This window comes from Ectothiorhodospira variabilis (assembly GCF_022227625.1).
Taxonomy (GTDB): domain Bacteria; phylum Pseudomonadota; class Gammaproteobacteria; order Ectothiorhodospirales; family Ectothiorhodospiraceae; genus Ectothiorhodospira; species Ectothiorhodospira haloalkaliphila.
Map to the genome: position 1 here is coordinate 74,368 of NZ_JAJNAO010000007.1, position 26,746 is coordinate 101,113.

At 62.0% G+C, this 26,746-nt stretch carries 28 protein-coding genes and 1 tRNA gene; 13 read left to right on the forward strand and 16 right to left on the reverse strand.

Annotation, left to right across the window (positions count from 1 at the left end; translation table 11 throughout):
• Window positions 1-3: 3 nt before the first annotated feature.
• The 10 genes from pheT to LPW30_RS09150 all read right to left on the reverse strand — a co-directional run bounded on the left by pheT (window position 4) and on the right by LPW30_RS09150 (window position 10,115).
• Window positions 4-2,382 carry a phenylalanine--tRNA ligase subunit beta gene (gene pheT, locus LPW30_RS09105; protein WP_239680676.1) on the reverse strand — a complete coding sequence of 793 codons (2,379 nt, stop codon included), beginning with the start codon at window positions 2,380-2,382 and terminating at the stop codon, window positions 4-6.
• A gap of 18 nt (window positions 2,383-2,400) precedes the next feature.
• Complete coding sequence (gene pheS / locus LPW30_RS09110) at window positions 2,401-3,420, reverse strand: phenylalanine--tRNA ligase subunit alpha (RefSeq protein WP_025281354.1); 1,020 nt, start codon at window positions 3,418-3,420, stop codon at window positions 2,401-2,403.
• Window positions 3,421-3,510: 90 nt separating this feature from the next.
• Window positions 3,511-3,864, reverse strand: coding sequence for a 50S ribosomal protein L20 (rplT, locus tag LPW30_RS09115; protein ID WP_025281353.1), 354 nt, complete (start codon window positions 3,862-3,864; stop codon window positions 3,511-3,513).
• 27 nt (window positions 3,865-3,891) lie between these two features.
• Entirely contained in the window at window positions 3,892-4,089 is a 198-nt protein-coding gene (gene rpmI / locus LPW30_RS09120) for a 50S ribosomal protein L35 (protein WP_025281352.1), read from the reverse strand.
• Between the two features lie 103 nt (window positions 4,090-4,192).
• On the reverse strand, window positions 4,193-4,711 hold the full coding sequence (gene infC, locus LPW30_RS09125) for a translation initiation factor IF-3 (protein ID WP_238624686.1): 519 nt from the start codon (window positions 4,709-4,711) through the stop codon (window positions 4,193-4,195).
• Window positions 4,712-4,714: 3 nt separating this feature from the next.
• Window positions 4,715-6,646, reverse strand: a complete 1,932-nt coding sequence (gene thrS / locus LPW30_RS09130) for a threonine--tRNA ligase (protein ID WP_238624672.1) — start codon at window positions 6,644-6,646, stop codon at window positions 4,715-4,717.
• Between the two features lie 201 nt (window positions 6,647-6,847).
• A complete protein-coding gene (locus tag LPW30_RS09135) occupies window positions 6,848-7,279 on the reverse strand; it encodes a DUF1289 domain-containing protein (RefSeq protein ID WP_239680677.1) in 432 nt (143 codons plus the stop codon).
• An 83-nt stretch (window positions 7,280-7,362) separates the two neighbouring features.
• Window positions 7,363-8,868, reverse strand: a complete 1,506-nt coding sequence (locus LPW30_RS09140; RefSeq protein WP_239680678.1) for a protein adenylyltransferase SelO — start codon at window positions 8,866-8,868, stop codon at window positions 7,363-7,365.
• 59 nt (window positions 8,869-8,927) lie between these two features.
• Complete coding sequence (locus LPW30_RS09145; protein WP_239680679.1) at window positions 8,928-9,653, reverse strand: TVP38/TMEM64 family protein; 726 nt, start codon at window positions 9,651-9,653, stop codon at window positions 8,928-8,930.
• 6 nt (window positions 9,654-9,659) lie between these two features.
• On the reverse strand, window positions 9,660-10,115 hold the full coding sequence (locus LPW30_RS09150) for a cobalamin biosynthesis protein (protein ID WP_239680680.1): 456 nt from the start codon (window positions 10,113-10,115) through the stop codon (window positions 9,660-9,662).
• A 125-nt stretch (window positions 10,116-10,240) separates the two neighbouring features.
• Between LPW30_RS09150 and LPW30_RS09155 the strand changes: the two genes are divergently transcribed.
• Window positions 10,241-11,104 (forward strand): glycine betaine ABC transporter substrate-binding protein, encoded by an 864-nt coding sequence (locus LPW30_RS09155; RefSeq protein ID WP_239680681.1) that lies wholly within the window; start codon window positions 10,241-10,243, stop codon window positions 11,102-11,104.
• Between the two features lie 78 nt (window positions 11,105-11,182).
• Here LPW30_RS09155 and LPW30_RS09160 read toward each other — a convergent pair whose 3' ends face one another.
• Window positions 11,183-12,325 carry a PQQ-dependent sugar dehydrogenase gene (locus tag LPW30_RS09160; protein ID WP_239680682.1) on the reverse strand — a complete coding sequence of 381 codons (1,143 nt, stop codon included), beginning with the start codon at window positions 12,323-12,325 and terminating at the stop codon, window positions 11,183-11,185.
• Between the two features lie 34 nt (window positions 12,326-12,359).
• Window positions 12,360-12,728, reverse strand: a complete 369-nt coding sequence (locus LPW30_RS09165) for a DUF4870 family protein (RefSeq protein WP_025281343.1) — start codon at window positions 12,726-12,728, stop codon at window positions 12,360-12,362.
• A 139-nt stretch (window positions 12,729-12,867) separates the two neighbouring features.
• Between LPW30_RS09165 and gloA the strand changes: the two genes are divergently transcribed.
• Window positions 12,868-13,407: a lactoylglutathione lyase gene (gene gloA / locus LPW30_RS09170; protein ID WP_420796538.1), complete on the forward strand. Its 540-nt coding sequence runs from the start codon at window positions 12,868-12,870 to the stop codon at window positions 13,405-13,407.
• Between the two features lie 4 nt (window positions 13,408-13,411).
• Complete coding sequence (locus LPW30_RS09175; protein ID WP_239680683.1) at window positions 13,412-14,041, forward strand: class I SAM-dependent methyltransferase; 630 nt, start codon at window positions 13,412-13,414, stop codon at window positions 14,039-14,041.
• Window positions 14,042-14,048: 7 nt separating this feature from the next.
• Here the strand turns inward: LPW30_RS09175 and LPW30_RS09180 are convergent, their stop codons facing one another.
• A complete protein-coding gene (locus LPW30_RS09180) occupies window positions 14,049-15,479 on the reverse strand; it encodes a tetratricopeptide repeat protein (protein ID WP_239680684.1) in 1,431 nt (476 codons plus the stop codon).
• Between the two features lie 190 nt (window positions 15,480-15,669).
• Here LPW30_RS09180 and frdA point away from each other — a divergent pair, with 190 nt between their 5' ends.
• Genes frdA through frdD form a run of 4 tightly spaced genes read left to right on the forward strand, consistent with a single transcriptional unit; the run spans window position 15,670 to window position 18,961 of the window.
• Window positions 15,670-17,445, forward strand: coding sequence for a fumarate reductase (quinol) flavoprotein subunit (gene frdA, locus LPW30_RS09185; protein WP_239680685.1), 1,776 nt, complete (start codon window positions 15,670-15,672; stop codon window positions 17,443-17,445).
• 3 nt (window positions 17,446-17,448) lie between these two features.
• Complete coding sequence (locus LPW30_RS09190) at window positions 17,449-18,198, forward strand: succinate dehydrogenase/fumarate reductase iron-sulfur subunit (protein WP_025281338.1); 750 nt, start codon at window positions 17,449-17,451, stop codon at window positions 18,196-18,198.
• The gene (locus LPW30_RS09195) at window positions 18,195-18,599 is read left to right on the forward strand and encodes a fumarate reductase subunit C (protein ID WP_238624678.1); all 405 of its coding nucleotides are present in this window, start codon (window positions 18,195-18,197) and stop codon (window positions 18,597-18,599) included. The genes LPW30_RS09190 and LPW30_RS09195 overlap by 4 nt, the downstream gene beginning before the upstream one ends.
• Window positions 18,596-18,961 carry a fumarate reductase subunit FrdD gene (gene frdD / locus LPW30_RS09200; protein WP_239680686.1) on the forward strand — a complete coding sequence of 122 codons (366 nt, stop codon included), beginning with the start codon at window positions 18,596-18,598 and terminating at the stop codon, window positions 18,959-18,961. Before LPW30_RS09195 ends, frdD begins: the two co-directional genes overlap by 4 nt.
• On the opposite strand, the gene LPW30_RS09205 is transcribed toward frdD, so the two are convergent.
• Both LPW30_RS09205 and uvrB read right to left on the reverse strand, forming a co-directional pair.
• Window positions 18,892-19,869, reverse strand: a complete 978-nt coding sequence (locus LPW30_RS09205; RefSeq protein ID WP_239680687.1) for a L,D-transpeptidase family protein — start codon at window positions 19,867-19,869, stop codon at window positions 18,892-18,894. The genes frdD and LPW30_RS09205 overlap by 70 nt on opposite strands.
• Window positions 19,870-19,873: 4 nt before the next feature.
• Entirely contained in the window at window positions 19,874-21,892 is a 2,019-nt protein-coding gene (gene uvrB, locus LPW30_RS09210; protein WP_239680688.1) for an excinuclease ABC subunit UvrB, read from the reverse strand.
• Window positions 21,893-21,968: 76 nt separating this feature from the next.
• On the opposite strand from uvrB, the gene LPW30_RS09215 reads away from it, so the two are divergent.
• The 6 genes from LPW30_RS09215 to LPW30_RS09245 all read left to right on the forward strand — a co-directional run bounded on the left by LPW30_RS09215 (window position 21,969) and on the right by LPW30_RS09245 (window position 25,878).
• Entirely contained in the window at window positions 21,969-23,153 is a 1,185-nt protein-coding gene (locus LPW30_RS09215) for a pyridoxal phosphate-dependent aminotransferase (RefSeq protein WP_025281333.1), read from the forward strand.
• A gap of 53 nt (window positions 23,154-23,206) precedes the next feature.
• A tRNA-Asn gene (locus tag LPW30_RS09220) sits at window positions 23,207-23,282 on the forward strand.
• A gap of 485 nt (window positions 23,283-23,767) precedes the next feature.
• Window positions 23,768-24,028, forward strand: a complete 261-nt coding sequence (locus LPW30_RS09225) for a type II toxin-antitoxin system HicA family toxin (RefSeq protein ID WP_239680689.1) — start codon at window positions 23,768-23,770, stop codon at window positions 24,026-24,028.
• Window positions 24,018-24,230 carry a type II toxin-antitoxin system HicB family antitoxin gene (locus LPW30_RS09230; protein WP_239680690.1) on the forward strand — a complete coding sequence of 71 codons (213 nt, stop codon included), beginning with the start codon at window positions 24,018-24,020 and terminating at the stop codon, window positions 24,228-24,230. Before LPW30_RS09225 ends, LPW30_RS09230 begins: the two co-directional genes overlap by 11 nt.
• An 809-nt stretch (window positions 24,231-25,039) precedes the next feature.
• Window positions 25,040-25,459: a hypothetical protein gene (locus LPW30_RS09240; RefSeq protein ID WP_239680691.1), complete on the forward strand. Its 420-nt coding sequence runs from the start codon at window positions 25,040-25,042 to the stop codon at window positions 25,457-25,459.
• Window positions 25,460-25,578: 119 nt separating this feature from the next.
• Window positions 25,579-25,878: a helix-turn-helix domain-containing protein gene (locus tag LPW30_RS09245; protein WP_239680692.1), complete on the forward strand. Its 300-nt coding sequence runs from the start codon at window positions 25,579-25,581 to the stop codon at window positions 25,876-25,878.
• A gap of 9 nt (window positions 25,879-25,887) precedes the next feature.
• On the opposite strand, the gene LPW30_RS09250 is transcribed toward LPW30_RS09245, so the two are convergent.
• Window positions 25,888-26,742 (reverse strand): Fic family protein, encoded by an 855-nt coding sequence (locus LPW30_RS09250; protein WP_239680693.1) that lies wholly within the window; start codon window positions 26,740-26,742, stop codon window positions 25,888-25,890.
• Between the last annotated feature and the right edge of the window lie 4 nt (window positions 26,743-26,746).

Here is a 26,746-nt window from a genome sequence, read left to right on the forward strand (position 1 = left end):
TGCTCAAGCCCTGAGGGTCGCCCCAACCTCTTCTTGTAATTTATCCACGACAGCAGTAATCATGTCGTCCACCTGACTGTCGGTTAGAGTGCTGGATAAATCCTGTAAAATCAAGCCCAAAGCCAGGCTTTTTCTTCCTTCAGGTACGCCTTTTCCGGTATACACATCGAACAGGCTCACCTGCTGAAGGGCGCTGTAGTCCATGGACTCGATCACCTGCACCACCCGGGCGGCCGGCACGGCCTCATCCACCAGTATCGCCAGGTCCCGACGGATGGCCGGGAACCGGCTCTGGCCCCGGAATGTGGGCACCGCACCCCGGCTGATGGCCTCCAGCTTCAACTCGAACAGATACATGCTGGTGTCCAGGTCCAGCCAGTCTTCCAGGTCCGGGCTCAGGGTGCCTGCCCAACCGATGATCTGGCCATCCAGGCGCAACTCGGCGGACTGACCAGGATGCAGGGCCGGATGCTCACAGGCCTGCCATTCCACGCGCCGGTCAAGGCCAGCCAGCCCCAGCAGGGACTCCACATCCCCCTTCATGTCGAAGAAGTCGGCGGTGCGGTCCGGCTGTCCCCACTGATTCGGCCATGCCGGGCCACAGACCAGCCCTGCGATCATCTTTTCCTGTTTGAGCTCATTGCCTTCGGGTACAAAGCTCAGGCCGATTTCGAACAGGCGCAAGCGGTCCTGCTGGCGATTGAGATTGTACTGCGCCGCCTTCACCAGCCCCGGCCACAAACTGGTCCGCATCACGGCCAATTCCGAGGAGATGGGGTTGGCGAGCTTCAACGGGGTCACGGCCGGAGCAAAGCGGGCTTGCCAGGCCTGATCCACAAAGCTGAAGGTCACTGCCTCCAGATAACCCAGATCCGTCAGACAGGCACGCATGCGACGCGGCGGCACCCGCGCCTCGTCCAGCCAGGTCACCTGGGGTTGTACTGCAGGCAGTTGAGTGGGCAGATCATCGTAACCGTGTACCCGGGCGATCTCTTCCACCAGGTCTGCCTCGATGGCCAGGTCGAAACGGAAAGACGGGGGTGTGACCTGCCAGGACGTCTGCGCATCGGTTACCTGGCAGCCCAGACGGGTCAGGATCTCCTGCATGGCCTGCGTGCTGATGTTCGCACCCAGCAACTCATTGGTCCGCACAGGCCGAAAGTCGATCGTGGCTCGCACCGGAAGATGTCCTTCACTCTCTGCCACCTGCGCGGGCCCCGGCTGCCCTCCAGCAATCTCGCAGAGCAGCTGCGTGGCACGTTCCAGGGCCCGGGACGGCAGCTCAGGATTCACGCCCCGTTCAAAGCGATGGGAGGAATCGGTATGCAAACCATGGTGACGGGCCCGGCCTGCCACCGCCATGGGGGCAAAGTGGGCTGATTCCAGGAAAACATCCCGGGTCGCGTCGGTCACACCACTGGCCGCGCCCCCCATGATGCCCGCCAGGGCCAGGCACTTCTCCTCGTCGGCGATCACCAGATCATCACCGCTCAGGGTGAGATCCTTCTCGTCCAGGAGCTTGAGTGCTTCGCCCTCATGGGCGCGGCGCACGATGAGGGTGCCCCGCAATACCGACAGATCGAAGGCATGCATGGGCTGACCCAGTTCCAGCATCACGTAATTGGTCACATCCACCAGGGGCCCCAGGCTGCGGAGGCCAGCGCGGCGCAGCCTTTCCTGCATCCAGATGGGCGTGGCTGCGGTGGCATCCACACCACGCACCACCCTGCCAGCGTAACGGGGGCAGTCCGCGGGAGCATCCAGGCGCACCGGGAAAATGTCATCGCAGGCTGCCGCAACCGGCGTGGTTTCCACGGCCTTGAGTGGCTTCCTCGTCAGGGTGGCCACCTCACGGGCGACCCCCGACAGGCTCAGGCAATCAGCCCGGTTGGGAGTCAGGTCCACCTCAAGAATCTGGTCATCCAGGCTGAGGAGTTCGCGCAGGTCCTGCCCCACGGGCGTATCCGCCGGCAATTCCATCAGGCCCTCGCTGGCCTCGGACAGGCCCAGTTCACGGGCAGAACAGAGCATCCCGTGGGACGGGGCACCCCGCAGCTTGACCTTCTTGAGCTTGAAATCATTGGGCAGCGTGGCACCCACAGGCGCAAAGGGAACCTTCATCCCCTCGTGCACATTGGGGGCACCGCAGACCACGGGTATCGGTTCGCCGCCGCCATCGTTCACCAGGCACAGGCGCAGTTTATCGGCGTCCGGGTGCTGCTTCACGGAGAGCACCTGCCCCACCACCACCCCGGCAAACGAAGCGGCCGCCGGTTCGATGGCATCCAGTTCCAGGCCGGCCATGGTCAGGCGATGCCCCAGTTCTTCCACGGTCAGGCCATGGTCCACCCACTGGCCGAGCCAATGATTGCTGATTCTCATGAATGACTACCCTTTAAACTAGACGAACTGGCGCAGGAAGCGGACGTCGTTATCGAAGAACAGACGCAGGTCGTTCACGCCGTAGCGCAGCATGGCCATGCGTTCCACCCCCAGGCCGAAGGCAAAGCCGGTGTAGCGTTCGCTGTCGATGCCCACATGCTCAAAGACATTGGGATGCACCATGCCGCAGCCCATGACTTCCAGCCAGCCGGTGTGCTTGCACACCCGGCACCCGTTTCCGCCGCAATGCACGCACTGGATGTCCACTTCAGCCGATGGCTCCGTGAAGGGGAAATAGGAGGGCCGAAAGCGGGTTTGCAGGTCGTCCTGCTCGAAAAAGGCTTTCAGGAAGGCATCCAGCACGCCCCGCAACTGGGCAAAGGTGACGCCCTCATCCACCAGCAATCCTTCCACCTGGTGGAACATGGGGCTGTGGGTAAGATCGGAGTCGCAACGATACACGCGCCCTGGCGCAATGATGCGAAGCGGCGGGGCCTGTCCCTCCATCACCCGCACCTGCACCGGTGAGGTGTGGGTGCGCAGCAGGGTGCCAGCGTCGAAATAGAAGGTATCGTGCATCGCCCGGGCCGGGTGATGCGAGGGAATATTGAGGGCCTCGAAGTTATGGTAGTCGTCCTCCACCTCCGGGCCTTCGGCGACATGGAAACCAAACTGCCCCAGCAATTGCTCCATGCGTTCAATGGTCAGCGTGACCGGATGCAGACCCCCCGGCTCCTGGCGACGTCCCGGCAGGGTGACATCCACTGTCTCGGAGGCCAGGCGTGCCTCGCGGGCGGCAGCTTCCAGCACACTGCGCTGCTGATCCAGAGCCTGATTGACCAACTGCTTGGCCTGGTTGATGGCCTGCCCCGCCTGCTTGCGGTGTTCCACCGGCAGGGATCCGAGGGTCTTGAGTTGCTCGGTGATCACGCCCTTCTTGCCCAGAAAGTGGACGCGCAGGTCTTCGAGATTGCGCAGATCCTTGGCGCCCTTGATGGCATTGAGCGCCGCTTCGGTCAGTTTGGAGAGGGATTCCACGTGATGCTTTCCGTCGTTGGCAGTGAAAACAAAAAAGGGGAAAGGCAAGGCCTTTCCCCTTTTACGTCGCGCGCCCCCTGAGGGTGCAAATTAAAGGGCAGCCTTCGCCTTTTCGGCAATGCGACCGAAAGCGGCAATGTCATGCACGGCCAGGTCGGCCAGCACCTTACGGTCGATTTCGATACCAGCCTTGTCCAGGCCGTGAATCATGCGGCTGTAGGACAGGTCGAACTGGCGGGCGGCCGCGTTGATACGGGCAATCCACAAGGCGCGGAACTGGCGCTTGCGCTGACGACGGTCGCGATAGGCATACTGACCGGCCTTGGTGACGGCCTGGACAGCAACGCGATAGACGTTACCACGGGCACCATAGTAACCCTTCGCCTTCTTCAGCACCTTTTTGTGCCGGGCGTGGGCGGTTACACCTCTTTTGACTCGGGGCATCTCTCGTACTCCTGGTGAAGAATCGGTTTAGCGGTGGGGCAGCATCTGGCGAACAGCAGCCACATCCGAAGGATGGACATGGGAGGCCGACCGCAACTGACGCTTACGCTTGGTGCTCTTCTTCGTCAGGATGTGACGACGATGGGACTGGCCGCGCTTGAACGCACCCGCCCCGGTCTTGGTGAAGCGCTTGGCGGCGCCTCGGTTGGTCTTCATCTTCGGCATCTTCGAACTCCTGGTAAGGCCGCCTTCACGGCGGTCCTGTTGATCAGGACACACAGGTGTACCGGAACCCGTGCGTCCGTTTTATTCGTTACTTCTCTACTTGCTACTTCTTCTTGGGGCCGAGCACCATGATCATCTGGCGACCTTCCATCTTGGGTCGCTGTTCCACAGTGGCAAGTTCTTCCAGATCCTGTTCGATCCGGTCCAGCAGCTTGCCACCCAACTCCTGGTGGGCCATTTCGCGACCACGGAAGCGGATGGTGACCTTGCACTTGTCCCCATGTTCCAGAAACCGGGTGAGATTTCGGATCTTGACGTTATAGTCGCCCTCATCGGTGCCCGGGCGAAACTTCACTTCCTTGATCTGAACCTGTTTTTGATTCTTCTTGGCAGCCTGCGTCTTCTTGCTCTGCTCGAACTTGAATTTGCCGTAGTCCATGACCCGACAGACCGGTGGGTCGGCGGTCGGAACGATCTCGACCAGGTCGAGTTCAGCCTCCTCGGCAATCTTCATGGCGTCGCGAGTCTGCATGACCCCCAGGTTCTCTCCGTCCTCGGCAATGAGGCGGACCTGCGGGACGCTGATCTGCTCGTTCAGTCGGTTCTCTTTTCCAGCGCTGATACTTTAATCCTCCACAATGGTTCGACCGCGATCCGCCACTTCCCGGGACAAACGCTGGATGAGCACATCCAGGTCCATGGTTCCCAGGTCTTGCCCGGTGCGGGATCTTACGGCCACGGATCGGGTTTCCATCTCCCGGTCTCCCAAAACCAGAAGGTAGGGCACCCGCTGCAAAGTGTGCTCGCGGATTTTAAAGCCGATCTTCTCGTTTCTCAAGTCCATTTCAGCTCTAAGGCCTTGCGCTCGCAGGGTTTGCACCACTTCCCGGGCATAATCGTCCTGCCGATCGGTGATGGTGAGCACCTGGGCCTGTACCGGTGCCAGCCACAGAGGGAAGGATCCAGCGTAGTGCTCGATGAGCACACCGAAGAAACGCTCCACGGAACCCAGCAGGGCGCGGTGAACCATGATGGGACGACGACGCTGATTGTCATCGGCCACGTATTCCAGATCGAACCGTTCCGGCAGGTTGAAATCCAGCTGTACGGTGGAGCACTGCCACTGACGGCCAATGGCGTCGCGGATCTTGATGTCGATCTTCGGGCCATAGAAGGCTCCGCCACCTTCATCCAGCTCATATTCCAGGCCCTTCTTCTCCAGGGCAGCCCGCAATGCCGCGGTGGCATGCTCCCAGATATGGTCGGAACCCACCGCCTTGTCGGGGCGTGTGGACAGGTTGATGTCGAAGTCGTCGAAGCCGAAGGCCCGCAGTACGTCCAGGGTGAGATCCAGGATGCGCAGGATCTCGTCTTCGATCTGATCCTCGCGGCAGAAGATGTGGGCGTCGTCCTGGGTGAACCCGCGCACCCGCATCAGCCCATGCAGGGCACCGGACATCTCCCGGCGATAGACCGTCCCCATCTCCGCCCAGCGCAGGGGCAGATCCCGGTAGGAACGCAGACGGTCCTTGTACACCAGCACGTGGAACGGGCAGTTCATGGGCTTGAGCTGGAAGGCCTGGTTGTCGTCTTCCATGGGCTCATACATGGATTCGCCATAGAAGTCGGCGTGACCCGAGGTCTTCCACAGTTCCAGGTTGGCGATATGCGGGGTGTACAGGAATTCGTAGCCCGCCCGCTCATGCATGTCGTACCAGAACTGTTCCACAACGCGGCGGATACGGGCCCCGTTAGGGTGCCAGAACACCAGGCCACCGCCAGCCTCGTCCTGGATCGAGAACAGGTTCAGCTCCTGGCCAATGCGACGATGGTCCCGGCGCTCCGCCTCGGCCAGGCGATGCAGGTAGTCTTCCAGTTGCTGCTTGTTGGGCCAGGCGGTGCCGTAGATGCGCTGGAGCATTTCGTTTTTGGAATCGCCCCGCCAATAGGCGCCGGCCACCTTGGTCAGCTTGAAGGCCTTGAGCTTGCCGGTGCTGGGCACGTGGGGTCCACGGCACAGGTCCACGAAGTCGCCCTGGGTGTACAGGGAAATGTCCTCGTTCTGGGGGATGTCCTCGATGATGCGGGCCTTGTATTCCTCGCCTTGGGCACGGAAGAACTCCGCCGCCTCGTCCCGGGGCATCACCCGACGCTCCACGGGAAGATCCGCCTTGGCCAGTTCCTTCATCTTGGCCTCAATCTTCTCCAGATCTTCGGGGTGGAAGGGGCGCTCAAAGGCAAAATCGTAATAAAAGCCATCATCGATCACCGGGCCGATGGTCACCTGGGCGCTGGGGAACAGGCTCTTCACTGCATGGGCCATGAGGTGGGCCGTGGAATGACGGATCATCTCCACCCCTTCAGGGTCCCGGTCGGTGACGATGGCCAGGCGGGCATCCTCATCGATGCGATGGCTGGCATCCACGAGGCGGCCATCCACCTTGCCGGCCAGAGTGGCCTTGGCCAGACCACGACCGATGTCGGCGGCCACATCGGCCACGCTCACGGCATCATCGAAGCGGCGCTGGCTTTCGTCGGGAAGGGTGATTACGGGCATATCAGGACTCTCCTGCGCCGGCCTGTACGCGGGGCCGTGCGCGTTGCTGTATTCGGGGGCGATCCCCACTAAAAAGGCCGCAAACCATGGGCCCTTCAGAGGCGGGGTTTGCAGCCTGAGCTGCGTATCATTTCGCCCGGATGGATTGAATCCGAGAACGGTACTCAGGCTAAAGGATTCCGGCCTTCAAGACAAGGCGGTTCAGCGACGGCGGGCGGGACGCTGCAGGGCCCGCACGGCAATGGATCGACAGGTGGCGGCATCATGTCCGCCCTCGGCAATGACCTGCAAGGCCTTGACCAGATCAACGATCTGCTCGCCGTAGCGGATGCCGTCGATGCAGACTGACTCGGGGCGGTGCCGGTCGGCGCCGGTGATCCGAATCTCGCGGGGGACACCACTTGCCTCCTCCGACGCCGGCTCTTCCGGCTCGCCGGACGCTTCGGGCTGCGGGCCCGGGGCCTTTGCCTCGGCGGGGGCATCCCCGTACCCCTCCTCGCGGACCCGATCCATGATGTCCTGACGTTCGCCATCGGTGAACCGCGTCCAGGCGGCGATTTCCAGGATGGTGCGACCGCAGCCGATGCACCGACCCTCCTCGGTCTGGCAGACATGGATGCACGGGCTCTGCATAGGATCAAAAGGCTCCTTGGGATCGCTGGCCACCGTCATCCTGACCCGCGCGCTTTCCATCAACACGAATGAGTCACCGTCCCTCAGGTACCGCAGAAGGTCTGGTGGACGCGTTCTTCCGGTCGGGCCGGCAGCATGAAGGCCTCCTCTCCGGGGTGTTCATCAAATGGCTGCGTAACCAGGCCAAGCAGATGCTCGAACGGACCAAAGTCCGCCTCGGTGACGGCGGCCACAATGGCCTGTTCCACGCGATGGTTGCGCGGGATGTACGCCGGGTTGGCACGTCGCATGCGAGCCCCCCGCTCAGCAGCCCCATCGGGTTCACGGGCCACCCGGGCCTGCCAGCAGGGCAGCCATACATCGAAGGGCTGGGCATGATTGAACAGCGACCTGACACGGGTATGGACCTCCGCACCCGCAGCCAGATCACTCAGATGACGGAAGGTCAATGTGAAGTCCGCTTCCTGTTTGCGCATCACGTCCAGCAGTTCACGCACCAGTTCCAGGTCGCTGTCTTCTTCCGTCTGAAGTCCCAGCTTGCTGCGCATGCCGGCCAACCAGTGCGTGGAGATCCTGGCCGGGAACGCCTCCAGGATCTGCGTGGCCCGGTCGATGGCCCTGGATGCGTCATCATCGATCAGTGGCAGCAGGGTCTCCGCCAGTCGGGCCAGATTCCATTGGGCAATCTCGGGTTGATTGGCAAAGGCGTAGCGTCCCCGCTGGTCGATGAAACTGAACACGGTACCGGGATGGTAAGTATCCATGAAGGCGCAAGGACCATAATCGATTGTCTCCCCGGAAACCGCCATATTATCCGTGTTCATCACACCATGGATGAAGCCCACCAGCATCCAGCGGGCCACCAGTTCCGCCTGACGCTCGGCGGCCGACTCCAGCAGGGCAAGATAAGGGGACGATGCCCCCTGGGCTTCGGGATAGTGGCGCTCGATCACATGATCCGCCAGGGATCTTACTGCGGCGTGATCACCGCGTGCGGCAAAGTACTGGAAGGTGCCCACGCGGATGTGGCTACGGGCCACCCGGGTCAGCACCGCCCCGGGCAATGGTTCTTCCCGGTACACCGCCTCACCGGTGGTGACCATGGCGAGGGCTCGGGTGGTGGGGATGCCCATGGCATGCATGGCTTCGCTGAGCAGGTATTCACGCAACACAGGCCCCAGTGCCGCACGACCATCCCCCATCCGGGAAAACGGTGTAGGGCCGGAACCCTTGAGCTGAATATCCCGTCGTGCCCCCGTCGGATCCACCACCTCCCCCAGCAAAAGGGCCCGACCATCGCCCAGTTGGGGCACGAAGTGGCCGAACTGGTGACCCGCGTAGGCCATGGCGATAGGTTCGGCACCGGGCAGCAGGGTATTGCCGGCCAGTGCCTGAGCCCACTCTTGCTCCGGCAAGGCATCCGGATCGATGCCCAGCTCTCGACACAACCCCGCATTCAGGGCCCTGAGCCGGGGGGATGCCACAGGCGTCGGGTTCATGCGGACAAAGAAGCGCTCCGGCAAACGGGCGTAGCGATTGTCGAAGGCCACAGGGGATGTCATGGATTCCAGCACGGGCGCAATGGACATGGTGCAACCTTCCAAGTGTCGTGGATGGATAATACCTGATGGTAATTCTCAGGTTAACATCAATCCATCCCACGAGCACGGCGGCGTTGACGCCAGAGCCTGACCGCGCTGGGTGCCAGGGCCAGCAGGGCAAGCCCCGCCAGGGGCAACAGCAATGAAGGCCTGAACACATCGGACGGGCTCAGATCCTCCACCTGGGCCAGGTTGGACAGACCTTCACCCAGGCTGGCGACCACGAACGACAGGGGAATGAGCCCCAGGAAGGTAGCCATCCATACATGCCGGAAGGGAATGGGAAAGATCACCGGCATCAGGTTGATGATCCACGCAGGCACGATCGGGAACAGCCGGGCAGCCAGGATGAAATTGAAGCCATTGGTGGCCACCGTGTCCTGGAACCGCGCCAGGTGGCTCCCCCAGCGTCGATGAATGGCATCGAAAAACAGCCATCGCCCGATACCCCCCACCATCACAGCGCTGGAGGCCGATCCCAGGGCGCTCAACACCGCTCCGACCGGGGCCCCGAACAGGAACCCGCCGGAAAGCATGAGCAGAAATCCGCCGGGAAACGGCGTGACCTTGCCAAAGGTCACCACCAACACATAAATCACTCCGGCCAGCGCTGGACGGGCATCCACTCCAGAGACCAATTGTTCCTGAAAGCCGGCCACCCAACGAACGATGTCGCCACCAAACTGGAATGCCGCCCAAGTGGCCGAACCCAGGAACAGGCCCAGCAGACCCAGAATCCAGGGCAGGTATCTTGTAGGGATGCTCGGGATCAAGGGCTTTCACTGAATCACACATGATGGTTTCAGGTCGACGACCGCCACGGTCACATGACCTCCGTCCGCCCCCCGATACGGATACTTCTCCAGAATCATGCGCCCCTGCCCTGCCCCCGAAGCCAGAATGGCAGCGGCCTCCGCCACCGAGGCGGTCCCCATGAGTTGACGCAGCCGCTCGGATGGATGGGGTACAACGACCCCAGCCAAGGCCTCGCCCGGATAGGCATGCACTGTCCAGTCTCGCTCCGATGCCAGAGTCGTGATGGCAGACTCCCCTGCCCGGGCATCCAGCGTGGCCAGGGCAACAACGTCCTCCAGGCACGCATCCACCTGCCCCAGCGCCTCATGCAGCGCGGCCTCCAGGGCCTCTCGGGATATGCCCCTTTGACAGCCGATCCCCACCAATAGGCTGGGCGCTTTATCAAACTGACTCAGGGATTTTGGGGTGAGTTTGGACATCGCTTAAAACCAGGTTTATCAGGGGATCTTTTTTCCCTGCCGCCGATAATGTGTATCATGAAAGTCAGGCTCAAGCAGCCGGGCGCGGCTTCAATGGCGCCTCAAACTCTGTATGGAGGATATCGATGAGTAACGAGTTCAAGCGTAATCTCCCCAAGATCCTGGTCGGTACCTGCCTGGCATTTGGTTTGGCGGCCGCGCCGCTGAGCGCCGCTGCCGACAAGGGCCGGATCAACATTCCTTACGTGGAATGGGCCGACGCCGTGGCCAGCACCAACGTGATGCGCGTGGTTCTGGAAGAAGCCGGCTATGACGTTCGCACCACCTCCGTCAGCGCCGCTGCCATGTGGCAGTCCGTGGCCAGCGGTGACCAGGACGCCTTCGTGGCCGCCTGGCTGCCCACCACTCACGCCAGCTATGTGGAAGAACTGGGTGATCGCGTGGATGATCTGGGCCCGAACCTGGAAGGGACCCGAATCGGTCTGATGGTACCCACCTACGTCGAAATTGATTCCATTGATGAGCTCAACGACCATGCCGGCCAGTTTGGCCGCCAGATCATTGGTATCGACCCGGGTGCCGGCATCATGAGCACCACGGAGAAAGCCGTGGAAGAGTACGACCTGAACCTGCGTCTGGTGGAAGGCTCCGATGCCACCATGACCGGCGTGCTCTCCAACGCCATCCGCACCAACGACTGGGTGGTGGTCACCGGCTGGACCCCGCACTGGAAGGAAGGTCGCTGGGACCTGAAATATCTGGAAGACCCCAAGGGCGTCTACGGTGGTGAGGAAGCCATCCATACCGTGGTGCGCACCGGCCTCAAGGAAGACATGCCCGAGGCTTACGCCATCCTGAACAACTTCAACTGGACCGCGGATCAGGTGGCTGATCTGATGGTCATGAACGAGGAAGGCGGCGACCCCTACGAAAATGCCAAGGAATGGGTTGAGCAGAACCGCGACATCGTGGACGCCTGGCTCCAGTAACATCGTGACCGACCCTGAACCCCTCTCCCGTCACGGGAGAGGGGTCAAGCCGACCAATCGCGAACCTGGCCGGCAATCCTAACGGGGTTCCAGTCGATACAACCCGCCATCCGATTCATCACTGAGCACATAGATGTAGCCATCCGGTCCCTGACGCACATCCCGTACACGGCCGACATCGCCGTGCAATAGTTCCTCCGCGTGAATCACCGTCTGATCCTCCACCACCAAACGCAAGATGCGCTGGGCGCGCAAGCCGCCGGCCAGCAGATTGCCTTCCCAGGCTGAAAACCGATCGCTGTCGACGACGGCCAGTCCGGACGGCGCCAGCGTGGGCAGGAACTCGAACACCGGCTCCACCATGCCTTCCTTGTGCCGGGCCTCGGCATCCGGGAACGCCTCCTCCGTCCGATAATCCCGACCCAGCGTGACCGTGGGCCAGCCGTAGTTGTTGCCTGCCTCGATCAGATTGAGTTCGTCCCCGCCGCGGGGGCCGTGATCCGTCGCCCACACCTCACCCGTTCCCGGGTGCAGGGCAATCCCCTGGATATTGCGCAGGCCATAGGCATGAATCTCCGGTGCGTAGGCATCATCCCCCACAAACGGGTTGTCATCCGGCACGGAGCCATCGTCGTTCAGCCTCACCACGCTCCCTGAATGATCCAGGGTATCCTGTGCCCGGGGAGGCTCGGCGCCCCGATCGCCGATGGTCATCAGCAGCGTGCCATCTTCCAGAAACACCACCCGGGAGCCGTAATGGCGACCCGGCCGCGTGTACTCGTTGGATTCGAACAGGGGCTCCACGTCCACCAGCTCGTGGCCATCCAGCCTGGCCCGTATCAGAGCGGGCACCGTGCCCCGCCGATCCCCCCTGGAGTAGGTGATGTAGATCCAGCCGTTGTTCTCGTAGTCGGGATGCAGCACCACATCCAGCATGCCTCCCTGATTGGTGGCATGAAAGTCCGGCAGGCCCGTGACACGGGTCTGGGTGCCATCCTCAATGGCCACCATCCCTTCCGATCGTTCGGTGACCAGTTGACGTCCATCCGGCAGGAAGGCCACGGCCCAGGGGTGCGAAAGACCCGAGGCGACCCTCACCAGGTCGAACGTCTGGTATTCGGTACTGACACCTTCTCGCACCACTTCCTGGGCGGAGACCGTACCCACAAGACTCACGGTGAGTGCCAGCGCCATGGACGGGTGTCGATAACGATGCTTCATGCTCTCGCACCTCCTTTCTTCGGATTGTTCGATCTTAGAAGGACCAGCGCTCCACATGTTCAACGGGTTTGCGTTCCCCCAGTGTCTTCATGCCCTTGACCGAACGCACGATGAGCCACACGGCCCAGAACAGCAGCACGAGCCAGCCGATGAACACCGCGGCCAGCAGAATGCCTGGAATGAGAAAGGCCAGCCCCATCCAGAACGTGCGGATCTGGAATCGATAGTGTGTCTTCAGCCAGTCCGGCGCCGAGCCCTGGTAGATGTAGGCAATGATCACCCCGATAATGCCCGTGAAGGTGACAAAGGGCCCCAGGATATACAGGATGTACACGACCTTGGGCATGAGAAGGTCATCCGAATGCGGGTTGGTGGTCACGGGCGCCGGGGTTTCTTCTGCCATGGGTCTTTGCTCCTGAAATTGGGGTAAAGGCTCAGCATACTCAATCCAACCCCTCCGGGGTAAGATGTCGCATCGCAAGAAACTCACCCCTTCGTCGTGCTGTCCCTGAGGGTGAATCCGGCAAATGATGGGAGTTCTCATGGCATTCGATACCGAACAGGAACCCGGCATGACTGAATCCGTCGCCCCCGAGACCCGGGGCTTTCGCCTCAACCACTGCATGTTGCGCATCAAGGATCCGGAACGTGCCCTGGCCTTTTACAGCCAGGTATTCGGCATGCGTCTGCTGCGTCGTCTGGATTTCCCCGAACTGGAGTTCTCACTGTATTTCCTTGCCCGACTCGAGGATGGCAAGACACCCCCGGAGGATGAGGCCCAACGGACCGAGTGGACCTTCAACCAGGAAGGCATCCTGGAGCTGACCCATAACTGGGGCACGGAAAAACAGGCGGATTTCAGCTACCACGATGGCAACTCGGAACCCCAGGGGTTTGGGCACATCTGCTTCTCGGTGCCGGATCTTGACGTGGCCGTGCGCTGGCTGGACGACAACCAGGTGCCCTTCGTCAAGCGCCCGGATGAAGGTGGTCTGAAGGATGTGGCCTTTGTCACGGACCCGGACGGTTACTGGATCGAAGTCATCGAGCCTGCCCGCCTGAGCGGCATGGGGCGTCGCTGAGGGCATGTCCTGCCCCCTGTGCGGGAAGTCACGCCCCTGGCTCTATGCTCATGTGAACACGAGTGACTATTTCCTGTGCCGTGAATGCCGTCTGGTGTGGCTCGACCCGGTACGCTGGCTCTCATTGGCGGGGGAGAGGGAGTACTACGCCACCCACCGCAATGATCCCGGGGACCGTCATTACCGCACTTTTCTGTCGCGTCTGAGAGACGCCCTCTGGCCCCGGCTGAGCGTGGGGGCCAGAGGGCTGGATTACGGTTGCGGCCCAGGGCCTGCCCTGTCGCGGATGATGGAAGAGAAGGGTTTCCCGACCCAAGACTACGACCCGGTCTTCTTCCCAAACCAGGCGGCCGTGGCGCAGCGCTATGATTTCATCACCTGCAGCGAAACCGCCGAGCATTTTCGGGCGCCGGGGGTCGAGTTCGAGCGCCTGGACACCCTGCTGCGCCCGGGAGGGTGGCTGGGGGTGATGACAGGCTTTCGCCCGGCAGACGCGCATTTTCCGCGCTGGCATTACCGGCGTGACCCCACCCACATCTGCTTTTACTCGCCGGACACCCTGGCCTGGATCGCCCGGCGTCATGGCTGGCGACTTGAGATCCCGACAGAGCATGTCGCCCTGTTCCAGAAATAAGGCACCCTCACACCCTCACCCGGGTAAAGTCCTCTGCCTCCTCCACCGGCGGTGAGGAAAATTCCAGAAACGTCCGGTAAAGATGCTGAGCGTCTCCTATCTCCTTTCCGGAACCGGCACGCAATAATCCCAGAACGATGAACAGCACGTTCGTGCGCTCGGGAAAGGCCCCCAGGTCCGAGCCCTCCGAGTGCTCAAGATATCGGCTGATCATGGTTTCCGCCTTGCGGTTCTCCCCATGCATGATCTGCAAGGCCACCAGGTCATACAGCACGCCCAGCGTCATGCACTGGCTGACGTTCTCCAGGCGCATCAGAACACCGTAGGCCTGGGAAAGGTCATCCAGGGCGGCCCGGAAGTTGCCCAGGGACTTGTGCAGGCAGGCCAGATCCACCATGGCCTTGAATACCTCCAGATGGTCCGGGCCATGGTGTTGACGTTTGCGTTCCAGCACCCTGCGTAGCCAGGCTTCTGCCTCGGAAGGCTGTTGGGATTCGAAATAGGCCAGGGCCAGGTCGCGCATCAGGATCATGATATTGCCCTCCTCGATGCCGCTTGCCTGTTCGGCCAGCTCCAGCGAGCGCTGGAAGTGATTGATGGCCTCCTGGCGCTCCCCCCGGGCCAGATGATCGGTGGCAATCTGGTGCATCAGCTCGGCCAGCATGGCGTGGTCGGGGCCACGCACCAGCCGCGCGCGGGCCAGCACCAGGTCGCCATCCCCGCGCTGCGCCTCCCCCTGCAGGGTGACCACCCGGGGCACATTGTCGTACAGCCAGGGGTTGTCGGTCAGCGTCCAGTACGGCCCCTTGTCGTCGATGGAAAAGATCGAGTCATCCAGGGTGCGCCGCAGACTGATCCCCTTGCGGGTATACAGCGACTTGAGTTCTCTCTCGCTGGGCAGGCGCCAGTCCTTGAACCGACCCTGGCCCTGGCCGGTATTCACCCGCGCCGGCAGGGCTGCAGCCAGTTCCGCATCATGCAACTGGGGGGTACCCGTGAAGATGCCCCCGGGGTGCCAGCGCTCCCCTACGGAATGACAAAACCACTGCAGGCCGGTGCGCACATCCATCACCGTGCCGTCATTGAGGCTGACGTACCTCTCCCGGTGCCCCGCCGGCTCCGGGTTCAGGGCATAAGAGTAGTGGTATGTGTAGTTCCTGGAACTGGCGCTGCCTGGCTGGGCGGACTGATCCGTGAGCTTGCGTACCGTGCGCTGCTCGGCAATCCATTCGTCGTGGGCGCGGCGCTGGTCCGGGTCGGAGAGCACGTTGTAGGCATCGTTGAGGATCTTGGTGATCCGCTCGGCCTTCTCCCGCTGCTGCTGGTTCTTGTCCGGATGCCATTTCTGGGAAAGAAACTTGTACGCCCCCCTTATGACCTCCTGACTGGCGTTCTCGGTCACCTGCAGGTTTTCATAGTGGGTTCTTAGCCGCTTCATGCTGTCCTGTTACTCGAATTGGAGGGTGCTGGCCTGGCGCAGCGCAGATCATAGCCAACTTGAGCCTCCGGGACGAACCCCCTGGGCATCCGGGCCCGGGATTTGAACCTGGAGGGTACATATCCTCTAATGACATGATAAGTTACGTTGCGCGAACGCAAACCCTCATCGGGAGACAAGGTTGAGCAGGATGGATGCGATTGAATCTGATCTGGTCATCATCGGCGGTGGCGGCGCCGGTCTTCGGGCGGCCATCGCCGCCGCCGAGTCGGACCCGGGGCTATCCATAGCCCTGGTCTCCAAGGTGGTCCCCATGCGCAGCCACACCGTGGCCGCCGAGGGGGGCGCCGCCGGGGTCATCCACCCCGACGACACCCTGGACAAGCACTTCGAGGACACCGTCTCCGGCGGCGACTGGCTGTGCGAACAGGATGTGGTGGAGTATTTCATCGGCCAGTGCACCCGGGAGCTCACCCAACTGGAGCACTGGGGCTGCCCCTGGAGCCGTCAGGACGATGGCAACATCAACGTGCGCTATTTCGGCGGCATGAAGTCGCCACGCACCTGGTTTGCCGCCGACAAGACCGGCTTCCATATCCTCCACACCCTGTTTCAGACCTCGCTCAAGTATCCATCCATCCGGCGCTTTGATGAATTCTTTTGCACGGATCTGCTGGTGGAAGATGGACGGGTCCAGGGGGTCCTGGCCTTCAACATCGCTACCGGCGAGAGTGTACTGCTGCGCTGCAAGGCGGTGATCCTGGCCACTGGTGGCGCCAGTCGTGTCTTCGGACAGAACACCAATGCCGGCATCGTCACCGGTGAGGGCATGGGGATGGCCTATGCCCAGGGCGTCCCCCTGAGAGACATGGAGTTCGTTCAATGGCATCCCACCGCCCTGCCCGGTTCCGGCATCCTCATCACCGAGGGGGCCCGCGGTGAAGGCGGCATCCTGCTGAACAAGGATGGCTACCGCTATCTGCAGGACTATGGCATGGGCCCGCTGGATCCCTGGCCCCGCCCACGGGCCATGGAACTGGGCCCCCGCGACCGGGTTTCCCAGGCCTTCTGGCACGAGGATCAGGCCGGTCGCACGGTCAACACGCCCAATGGCAGCGCCGTGCACCTGGACCTGCGGCACCTGGGCGAGAAAAAGATCATGGAACGGCTGCCCATGATCCGGGAACTGGCACTTACCTTCGCCGCCACGGATCCGGTGGACAGCCCCATCCCCGTGCGACCTGCCGTGCACTACACCATGGGCGGCGTGCCATGCGACGCGAATGGTGCCACCCCGCTGCAAGGCCTGTTCGCCGCCGGCGAATGCGCCAGCGTGGGCATTCACGGCGCCAACCGGCTGGGCTCCAACTCGCTGGCCGAATTGCTGGTGTTCGGCCGTGCCGCCGGGGAGTCGGCGGCACGACTGGCCCGGGAGAGCACCACCGCGCCCGCCAACCTGGAGGCTCAGGCAAACGAGGCCGAAGCCCGGCACTTGAAGATGCTCGACACCACCGAGGGCGAGCGAGTGGCGGCGATACGGGCGGAAATGCACGACATCATGGAATCCGGCGTGGGCATCGTCCGCGATGCCGAGCGCATGGGCCAGGCCTGCGAGCGCCTGTCGGCCCTGCGCGAACGCTATCGCCGGGGCGTGAAGCTGGACGACCGGGGGCGCTGCTTCAATACCGAATGGCTCACCGCCATCGAACTGGGCCACACCCTGCAGGTGGCCGAGGCCATGGCGCATTCAGCCCTGGCCCGCAAGGAGTCAAGGGGGGCGCACCTGCGCCAGGATGGGTTCGACAAGCGCGATGATGAGAACTTCCTCTGTCACTCCATGGCCTGGCACCAGGGTGACGGGCCGCCGCGTATTGACCATGCACCGGTCACCATTACCCGCTCCAGCCCGCGGGAGCGTATCTACGGTCGCGACAGCCAGCCCGAACAGCCGGCGCGGGAGGAGTGAGACATGAGCCAGACCCGCACCATCGTGATTGAATGCCTGCGCTTTCATCCGGAGACGGATGAAGCCCCGTACTATCAGAGCTACGAGGTCCCCTTCACGGAAGAAATGTCCGTGCTCGAGGGCTTGCAGTACATCAAGGACCACCTGGATGGCACCCTCACCTTCCGCTGGTCATGCCGCATGGCCATCTGCGGCAGTTGCGGCTGCATGGTCAACGACGAGCCCGTGCTCAGCTGCCAGACCTTCCTGCGGGACTATCACCCGGCCCGTATCCGGGTGGAGCCCCTGGCCCATTTCCCCATCCTGCGGGATCTGGCCATCGACCAGACGGATTTCCTGGCCAAACTGGAGTCGGTGCATCCCTACCTGATCCCATCCACCGGCGACGATCCCGGGGATCAGCCCCGTCACCAGACACCGGATCAGGTCCAGGACTATCTGGGGTATGCACAATGCATCAACTGCCTGCTGTGCTATGCCGCCTGCCCCCAGTACGGCCTGAATGATGCATTCACCGGCCCGGCAGCCCTGGCCCTGCTGCACCGTTACAATGCCGACTCACGGGATGCCGGCAAGGACCAGCGCATGGAGGTGATCAACGCCGAGGAAGGCGTCTGGGGCTGCACCCTGGTGGGGGAATGCTCCGAGGTCTGCCCGAAGCATGTGGATCCGGCCCGGGCCATCAACCAGAACAAGATCGCCAGCACCCAGGACTATTTCCTGCGGTTTCTCAAGCCGAGGGGGCGCCGATGAACCAACCCAGAACCTACACCCGGGGCATGCAGCGCTGGTGGCTGCGCCGCCCCAGCTACCGATTTTATCTGTTGCGCGAGGGAACCAGCGTGGTGATCGCCCTCTACGGGCTGTTCCTGCTGGCGGGCATGGCCGCCCTGGCCGTGGGGCCAGGGGCCTTTGAGACCTGGCGTGGCCTGCTGTTCTCGCCGTTGTCCTGGCTGCTGCACCTGGTGGTGCTGGCCGCCTTCACCTTCCATGCCTGGACCTGGTTCAAGGTGCTGCCCCTGACCGTGCCCCCGGTAAAGACCCGGCGCTTTCCCCGGGGATTTGCGGATGCCACCCTGAACCGTGTCGCCCTGTGGGCCTGGGGCGTGGTGTCCCTGGTGATCCTGGTCGCTGCCATGAGAGGTCTGCAATGAAACCCCGCTCACATGAACCCATCTTCTGGTCCCTGTTCGGCGGTGGGGGCATGCTGGCCGCCCTGGTGGGCCCCATACTGGTGCTGATCATCGGCCTGCTGGTGCCCATCGGCCTGGGCTTCGGGCCCGAGGCCATGAACTACGAGCAGATGCGTGGTCTGCTGGGTCATCCGGTGATGGGCTTCGGGCTGGCCATCCTGATCGCCCTGTTCTTCTTCCATGCGGCACATCGCATCCTGCATACCCTGCATGACCTGGGTGTGCATGCCTCCGAGCGACTCAAACTGATCTGCTACGGGTCGGCCGCTGGCGGGTCGGCCCTGGCCGTGTTGGTTGCACTGGTGCTGGTCTTGAGGGGCTGATCCGCCTCCCAACCCACCACCTGGGGCACGCCGGTGACTTCGTTCAGGGCTGCGCGAACACGCTGCCAGTCCACCCGGGCATCACGCTCACCCACCGCTTCCATGACCCGCTTCACGGCCTCATCCATGCCCTGAGCCTGGTCTTCCAGTTCCTCCAGCGGTGGGTGGGCCTCCAGATACAGAAGCCCTTCCCGCCAGCCCACCTTGATGGGCTGGTTGACGATGTTCACTGAAGTGCCCAGGGACACCCGGGAATACAGCTCGCCGATATCGTCGTTATCCATGCGGATGCAGCCGTGGGTGGAGCGCATGCCGATGCCGGTGGACCAGTTGGTTCCGTGGATCAGGTAGCTGGGGCGGCTCAGCCGGATGGCGTACGCCCCCATGGGGTTGTCCGGTCCCGGCGGCACCACGCGCGGCAGCTCCTCACCCCGCTCGGCATAGGCCTTGCGCACCGAGTCCGGCGGCGTCCAGGTGGGGTTTTCCCGTTTCTCGATCACGTCCAGGGTGCCCACCGGCGTGCCCCAGTCCATACGGCCAATGCTCACCGGATAGCTCACCACCCGGGACTCCCCCTGAGGGAAATAGTACAACCGCATCTCCGGCAGATTGACCACGATGCCCTGGCGCCGGGCATCGGGCAACACGGACTTGTGAGGTAACAGGACCCTGGCGCCCTCTCCCGGGATCCAGGTATTGAGTTCCGGGTTGGCCCGCTGGATGGCCTCAAAGCCCACCTGGTGGCGGCGGGCCACATCGATCAAGGTATCCTCGTAGGCCGCCTCCGCATGACTGAGCTCACCCACCACGTCCACCCCTTCCTCAAGCGCCCAGGACCGCTCGAAGGCGTGCAGTGGCAGGGTGAGCAGGCAAAGCCCCAGGGTCAGGCAGAACGATCGATAGCGCATGGCCTTATCCCTCCACCACGCCCAGCATGCCTTCCCTGAGCTTCTCGATACGATCCCGCAACCGGGCCGCCTCCTCGAATTCCAGGTTGCGGGCGTGTTCGAACATCTGGGTCTCCAAACGGTTGATCTCCTTGGTAGTATCCTTGGGTGACATGCGCCCGTACTCGGCCTCCTGCTCCGCCACCTTGGCATAACGCTTCGGGGCGGCCATGGAGCCACCGGCATAGGCCCCTTCCATGATATCGGCGATGCGCTTTTCCACCCCCTTTGGGGTGATGCCATGGGCCTGGTTGTGGGCGATCTGTTTCTCGCGGCGGCGCTCGGTCTCATCCATGGCCCGCTGCATGGAACCGGTCACCTGATCGGCATAGAGAATCGCCTTGCCATTCAGATTACGGGCGGCCCGGCCAATGGTCTGGATCAACGAGCGATCAGAGCGCAGGAAGCCCTCCTTGTCCGCATCCAGCACCGCCACCAGGGACACCTCGGGCATGTCCAGGCCCTCGCGCAGCAGGTTGATACCCACCAGCACATCGAATTCCCCCAGGCGCAGATCGCGGATGATCTCCACGCGCTCCACGGTGTCGATATCGGAATGCAGATACCGCACCCGGATACCGTGTTCGCCCAGGTATTCGGTGAGATCCTCGGCCATGCGCTTGGTGAGCGTGGTGATCAGCACCCGCTCGTTGGCCTCGACACGCAAGCGGATCTCCGAGAGCACGTCGTCCACCTGGGTGGTGGCCGGCCGCACTTCCACCTCCGGGTCCACCAATCCAGTGGGGCGCACCACCTGCTCCACCACCTGCCCCGACATCTTCTGCTCATAAGGCCCGGGCGTGGCGGAAACGTAGATGGCCTGGGGGGCCAGGGCCTCGAATTCCTCGAACTTCAGGGGGCGATTGTCCATGGCCGATGGCAGGCGAAAGCCGTACTGCACCAGGGTTTCCTTGCGCGAGCGATCACCTTTATACATGGCGCCCACCTGCGGCACCGTGACATGGCTCTCATCGATCACCAGCAAGGCATCTTTGGGCAGGTAATCCAGAAAACAGGGGGGTGGTTCACCGGCCTTGCGGCCCGAAAGGTAGCGGGAATAGTTCTCGACCCCGGAGCAATAGCCCAGCTCCAGCATCATCTCCAGATCAAAGCGGGTGCGTTGTTCCAGGCGCTGGGCCTCCACCAATTGATCCGACTGGCGCAAGGCCTCCAGGCGCTCCCTGAGCTCCACCTTGATCTGGTCCACGGCTGCCAGCAGGGTCTCCCGGGGGGTCGCGTAGTGGGTCTTGGGATAGATGGTCAAGCGCGGCACCCGGCGCAGCACCTCGCCAGTGAGCGGGTCGAAATACGAGAGTTGCTCTATCTCCTCGTCAAACAACTCAACCCGCACGGCCTCGCGCTCGGACTCTGCCGGATGGATGTCGATCACCTCGCCGCGCACCCGGTAGGTGCCGCGCTTGAGCTCCAGGTCATTGCGGGTGTACTGCAATTCCGCCAGCCGGCGCAGCATCTCCCGCTGATCGATCACATCCCCCCGCTTCAGGTGCATCACCATCTGCAGGTAGGCCCGGGGGTCTCCCAGACCGTAGATGGCCGACACACTGGCCACGATGATGGCATCGCGGCGCTCCAGCAGGGCCCGGGTGGCGGACAGGCGCATCTGTTCGATGTGATCGTTGATGGAGGAATCCTTCTCGATGAAGGTATCCGACGACGGCACATAGGCCTCGGGCTGGTAATAGTCGTAATAGGAGACGAAGTATTCCACGGCGTTCTCCGGGAAGAACTCCTTCATCTCGCCATAAAGCTGGGCGGCCAGGGTCTTGTTGGGCGCCATGATGATGGTGGGCCGCTGCGACTTCTGGATCACGTTGGCAATCGTGAAGGTCTTGCCCGAGCCGGTCACCCCCAGCAGAGTCTGGTGGGCCAGGCCCGAGTCCAGGCCGTCCAGCAGGCTTTCGATGGCGGCGGGCTGGTCCCCGGCGGGCTCATAACGGGTGGAAAGGTGGAAAGGTTGCTCCATGGGCTTATCTTATCAGCACAGTTTGAGTATCATTTTAGGTTGATTTTTCCATCCACCAGCATTCCCGGATACCGCCTTGGACATCAAGCTCTCATCCCGCGTTCAGCGCATCAAGCCCTCCCCCACACTGGCCGTCAGCGCCCTCGCCGCCCAGTTGAGGGCCGAAGGACGCGACGTGATCGGCCTGGGCGCCGGCGAACCCGACTTCAACACACCGGATCACATCAAGGAGGCGGGCATCACCGCCATCCGCGAGGGAAAGACCAAGTATACCGCCGTGGACGGCACGCCGGGCTTGAAGCAGGCCATCATTGACAAGTTCCAGCGCGATAACGGTCACAGCTACCAGCCGGATCAGATCCTCGTTTCCTGCGGCGGCAAGCAGAGTTTCTTCAACCTCTGCCAGGCCCTGCTCGATGAGGGCGACGAGGTCATCATCCCTGCCCCCTACTGGGTGTCCTACCCGGACATGGTGCTGCTGGCCGACGGCAAGCCGGTGATCGTCAGCGCGGACCAGTCCCAGGGCTTCAAGATGACGGCCCAGCAACTGGAGGCCGCCATCACCCCGCGCACCCGCCTGGTGGTGATCAACAGCCCCTCCAACCCCACCGGCGTGGCCTACAGCCGCGAGGAACTGGCCGCCCTGGGCGAGGTGATGCTGCGACATCCCAATGTAGTGGTGGCCACGGACGACATGTACGAGCACATGATGTTCCGCGATGCCCCCTTCTGCAACATCCTCATGGCCTGCCCCGACCTGTACGACCAGACCATCGTGCTCAACGGTGTGTCCAAGGCCTACGCCATGACCGGCTGGCGCATCGGCTATGCCGGTGGCCCCAAGCCGCTGATTGCGGCCATGAAGAAGATCCAGTCCCAGAGCACGTCCAACCCCACCTCCGTGGCCCAGGAAGCCGCCCAGGTGGCGCTCAACAGCGACCAGTCCTGCGTGGCCGAGATGTGCAAGGCCTTCCAGGACCGCCACGACTACCTGGTGGAAGCCCTCAACGCCATCCCCGGCGTGGAATGCCTGCCCTCCGACGGCACCTTCTATTCCTTCCCCAGCGTGAAGGGCGCCATGGAGAAGCTGGGCATGGAAAGCGACGTAAAATTCGCCGAGCACCTGCTCGATCAGGTAGGCGTCGCCCTGGTCCCCGGCTCCGCCTTCGGCGCCGAGGGCCACGTGCGCATTTCCTTCGCCACCAGCCTGGACAACCTCAAGCAGGCCGTGGAGCGCATTGGTCGTGCAGTAGGTGCATAAAGGCCCTTGACGAAGCCCGGCGATATCCGTAATATGCCGGGCTTCCAAGCAATTCCCCGGTAGCTCAGTCGGTAGAGCGGGTGACTGTTAATCACTAGGTCGGCGGTTCGAGCCCGTCCCGGGGAGCCAAATAAAAAACGATTCAGGCCACCTTTTTTGGGTGGCCTTTTTCGTTTCTGGGCTCGGGTTTCAAGCGCCCACTCAGAGCACGGACCATCACCGCTGGCGTGCAATTCGTCCTTCCATTTGCTAGGGTCAAGGGAGATTTGAGCCCCGTCGCCAAGGAGGCGCGTGCATGGATGTTGACGATACCCAAGAGGTCGACCCCAGCGGTATGCTGGCTCTCCATCTCACCTGCTCTAGCCCTCTCGCAGGCCCCTCAGGCTATTCCCCTATCTTTGGCAGGAACGGTAGCTTTTGGAGTACCCTAAACCCTCCGGGGTGGTTTTCGTCAATCGGGCCTGCCCTGGACACGCCGTCCGTGCGCACTTCTCTGAGATCCCAAGCTGCCTCCCACATATCATCAATATCCCGGACTCTCTTTCCGTCCTGGGATGTGAAGAAGTTGCCCGATACACAGATTGAAATCCGAGGCTCAAAAGGATGGCGAGACCATGGGAAAGTATTCGAAGATCCGGCAGAAGATCCTGTCGGGCAGCTCAGACACCAATGTTGAATTCTCGGCCCTTTGTCAGCTTCTGGTCCGGCTAGGCTTTGAGGAACGTGTCAGGGGTAGTCATCACATATTTATCAGGGACGACATAGCGGAGATACTCAATCTGCAGCCCAAGGGCAGCAAAGCCAAGCCGTATCAAGTCAAACAGGTCAGGAGCATCCTGGTCAAGCACCGGTTGGGAGAGAGTGATGTCGATTAGGTACGAGCTGATCATCTACTGGAGTGATGAGGACCAGTCCTTCGTCGTGGAAGTTCCAGAATTGCCGGGCTGCATGGCGGATGGAGAAACCTACGAACAGGCCGTAGCTAACGCTCAGCAGGTCATTGAGGAGTGGATCGAGACGGCTCGGGAGCTTGGGCGAGCAGTCCCGGAGCCTCGAGGGCGATTGATGTATGCATAATCGGGGAGATGCCGAAGTAGCCCATCCAACCACGGACATATTCAGTCAGCGTCTTGAGCCGGTGATCCATGGACACGCCCCAGCTCCGGCCGGTGAGCTTTCGCAGCCGGTCACGGAAGTCCTGATAGGGACGCTCGGACTCGGTCTCGCTCGTTGCCGGAGGTTCGGGCTTTCACCGTGTCTCACCCATCACGGTGAGCATCTGGCTACTATGCCGTCTGCTGACTTCTGCCTCATCACGCCAAGCGTTGCCGATTGGCGCTGTCCGGGTCACGGTAGGGTCCGGTGGTGATTCCAGCTCTTTCGGGCTGGCCCTCAGTCCGGCTCCCATAGGGACACGGACCGCAAGTGAGACAGATCTCCCCGAATAAGAACATGAACTTTCAGTGCACATCCGCCGCATTTACCCTATCCCCTGCACCTGATGGGCTTCGTCACCTTGTGCTGACTTACTCGGGGACTGAGCCTTATATGCGATTTACTCGCCCCATCCTCGGGGCTCGCCCTTCGGGGCCAGCCTGCGGCTGTTCAAAATCGCTCCCGGCGATTTTGTCTGTCCGTCGGCTCACACCTTTGCGCTCGGGCTTCCTTCAGACATTCCCTCACGGGTTTGCCCTTGCCGTCGGCTAGTAGTAGTTACATTGGTCCACCGTGTGGACATCACGGGTACTCCTACAGGGGTTTTCACCCCATCAGTTCATGCCCCTGCCGGGCGTACACAAGCTGTAGCAGTTCGCGCCTATCGGCGCCGGACTCGCTACGCTCGCCGCTGCACAAGAACGTTAAGTGCCTATTTCAGGAGGATATCGATGTTAAGCGTCAATGATCTAAAAGGCCTGCTTGAGGTGAATCGCATTGCGACATTGCCGTTCATCGTCGCAGCGTATTTTCAAGAATTTGGCTTTTCTCACTTCCCTGGATGGGTGCCCACGGATCACGGGGTGGTTTCTGTTATCGCCTTCATGGTTTTGGTAGTAGCTGCTTTCCTGGCCTCGTGGGCTGCGTTCGGTCTCTTGAACTATCTAGATTATAAGCTTGGAAGGTTCCAGGGAGTGCTTTGGTCGTTCGCAACCGTAACCTTGCTAAGCTTTGCAGTTTTGGGGCTTTTCATTGCGGGCGATGGCACGAGTATACATATGTCATGGTTTGTCGCCGCGGGCGCAGGCGGCTTATATCTGCTGGATGTAAAACGTAAGACGGATGCTGAGATCGCTCGAAAAACCACTTAATCAGATAGCCGGGGGTTTTCTCCCCCGGCCTCCACAACACCCCGCATGCGGGTCTGCACGGGGCGTTTCCTCCGGAGTTCAAAGGACTATGTTGAAGTCAACTCGTCAGGTGTTGGCCAATGAGTAACGAGACTCTGAGTGCTGAGGAGCTTGGCAACAAGCTGCTCCAATCTGTTAAGGAAATGAAAGCAGGCAACGCTGCACGCGTCAGTCGTGTGGAGCCAAATGAGGTGGCAGAGGCTCGTGGCAAGACTGGCCTCACACAGCGAGAGTTTGCCGAGGCACTCCATATTTCTCAGCGTACGTTGCAGGAATGGGAACAGGGGCGTCGTAAGCCCTCCGGGCCGGCAAAGGCGCTCATCGAGATTGCGTTTCGCCATCCGGAGGTGATTCGGGAAGACCTCGAACTCAGGGGTTAACGGAGCCAGTCATTCGTCATCCCGGTCTGGATGCGGTTTGTGAGCGTTTCGGCGAAGGTTGCGCCTCGCCTGCTGCTCACTTGCCTGTTCAACCAGTTGCCGCGTCGCCTGGTAGGACCGCTGGCAGAACGCCCGGAAGGGTGCCTCCTGGGCCTCGGCGGGCCAGACACCGGTTTCGGCCGTGAGCTGCCCGCTGGCCAGCTCGTATCGGGCCAGGATGTCGATGTATTCCTTGCGGTCGCGCACGTGGATCACCACCGGCAGGTGGCCGGAACGCAGCACCGGGATGTTGCTCAACAGACGCGCCAGGCGCCCGTTGCCGTCCCAGAACGGATGCACGTGGACGAACCCCAGGTGCAACCTGGCATAGGCATCGACCGCGTCCGTCTCGCTCAAGGATTCGTCAGCGAGCCGATTGAGCTCGGCCAGCCACCCCGCCATCAATGCGGGCACGTCTTCGGGCGAGGCGTACTCGATGAAGGTCTGGCGCCCCTCCTCGGTGACGGCATAGGTGCCGTTGGGCTCCACTTTCCAGGCCCCGCTGGGCTTGTAGATGTCCGCCACGAGTCCTGATTGCACCGCCCGGTGCAGGTCAAACAATTGCGATTCGGTGACTGCCCCGCCCAGCGCCTTGTAGATCAGTTCGATGGCGCGGGCATGCCCCATCACCTCCTGATGATCCTTCAACGGCTTGCCGGAGACCGTCAGCCCCTCCTCGATGATGAACTTGGTCTCGCCCAGGGTGAGGCTGTTGCCCTCCAGGGCGGTGGAGGTATGGGTCCAGAGGTCGCGGACCTGGCTCAACAACGACTGTTGCAGATCGCGGTCGAGTCCACCGAGGGCTTTGAGCTTGGGTATCGTCATCGCT

What these genes read in the sequence shown, in the direction of transcription:
- pheT (WP_239680676.1), bottom strand. Translation starts at nt 2,382, where the DNA reads ATGAGAATCAGCAATCATTGGCTCGGCCAGTGGGTGGACCATGGCCTG.
- rplT (WP_025281353.1), bottom strand. Translation starts at nt 3,864, where the DNA reads ATGCCCCGAGTCAAAAGAGGTGTAACCGCCCACGCCCGGCACAAAAAG.
- rpmI (WP_025281352.1), bottom strand. Translation starts at nt 4,089, where the DNA reads ATGCCGAAGATGAAGACCAACCGAGGCGCCGCCAAGCGCTTCACCAAG.
- thrS (WP_238624672.1), bottom strand. Translation starts at nt 6,646, where the DNA reads ATGCCCGTAATCACCCTTCCCGACGAAAGCCAGCGCCGCTTCGATGAT.
- LPW30_RS09135 (WP_239680677.1), bottom strand. Translation starts at nt 7,279, where the DNA reads ATGCAGAGCCCGTGCATCCATGTCTGCCAGACCGAGGAGGGTCGGTGC.
- LPW30_RS09140 (WP_239680678.1), bottom strand. Translation starts at nt 8,868, where the DNA reads ATGTCCATTGCGCCCGTGCTGGAATCCATGACATCCCCTGTGGCCTTC.
- LPW30_RS09150 (WP_239680680.1), bottom strand. Translation starts at nt 10,115, where the DNA reads ATGTCCAAACTCACCCCAAAATCCCTGAGTCAGTTTGATAAAGCGCCC.
- LPW30_RS09155 (WP_239680681.1), top strand. Translation starts at nt 10,241, where the DNA reads ATGAGTAACGAGTTCAAGCGTAATCTCCCCAAGATCCTGGTCGGTACC.
- LPW30_RS09160 (WP_239680682.1), bottom strand. Translation starts at nt 12,325, where the DNA reads ATGAAGCATCGTTATCGACACCCGTCCATGGCGCTGGCACTCACCGTG.
- LPW30_RS09165 (WP_025281343.1), bottom strand. Translation starts at nt 12,728, where the DNA reads ATGGCAGAAGAAACCCCGGCGCCCGTGACCACCAACCCGCATTCGGAT.
- gloA (WP_420796538.1), top strand. Translation starts at nt 12,868, where the DNA reads ATGGCATTCGATACCGAACAGGAACCCGGCATGACTGAATCCGTCGCC.
- LPW30_RS09175 (WP_239680683.1), top strand. Translation starts at nt 13,412, where the DNA reads ATGTCCTGCCCCCTGTGCGGGAAGTCACGCCCCTGGCTCTATGCTCAT.
- LPW30_RS09180 (WP_239680684.1), bottom strand. Translation starts at nt 15,479, where the DNA reads ATGAAGCGGCTAAGAACCCACTATGAAAACCTGCAGGTGACCGAGAAC.
- frdA (WP_239680685.1), top strand. Translation starts at nt 15,670, where the DNA reads ATGGATGCGATTGAATCTGATCTGGTCATCATCGGCGGTGGCGGCGCC.
- LPW30_RS09190 (WP_025281338.1), top strand. Translation starts at nt 17,449, where the DNA reads ATGAGCCAGACCCGCACCATCGTGATTGAATGCCTGCGCTTTCATCCG.
- LPW30_RS09195 (WP_238624678.1), top strand. Translation starts at nt 18,195, where the DNA reads ATGAACCAACCCAGAACCTACACCCGGGGCATGCAGCGCTGGTGGCTG.
- frdD (WP_239680686.1), top strand. Translation starts at nt 18,596, where the DNA reads ATGAAACCCCGCTCACATGAACCCATCTTCTGGTCCCTGTTCGGCGGT.
- LPW30_RS09205 (WP_239680687.1), bottom strand. Translation starts at nt 19,869, where the DNA reads ATGCGCTATCGATCGTTCTGCCTGACCCTGGGGCTTTGCCTGCTCACC.
- uvrB (WP_239680688.1), bottom strand. Translation starts at nt 21,892, where the DNA reads ATGGAGCAACCTTTCCACCTTTCCACCCGTTATGAGCCCGCCGGGGAC.
- LPW30_RS09225 (WP_239680689.1), top strand. Translation starts at nt 23,768, where the DNA reads ATGGGAAAGTATTCGAAGATCCGGCAGAAGATCCTGTCGGGCAGCTCA.
- LPW30_RS09230 (WP_239680690.1), top strand. Translation starts at nt 24,018, where the DNA reads ATGTCGATTAGGTACGAGCTGATCATCTACTGGAGTGATGAGGACCAG.
- LPW30_RS09240 (WP_239680691.1), top strand. Translation starts at nt 25,040, where the DNA reads ATGTTAAGCGTCAATGATCTAAAAGGCCTGCTTGAGGTGAATCGCATT.
- LPW30_RS09245 (WP_239680692.1), top strand. Translation starts at nt 25,579, where the DNA reads ATGAGTAACGAGACTCTGAGTGCTGAGGAGCTTGGCAACAAGCTGCTC.
- LPW30_RS09250 (WP_239680693.1), bottom strand. Translation starts at nt 26,742, where the DNA reads ATGACGATACCCAAGCTCAAAGCCCTCGGTGGACTCGACCGCGATCTG.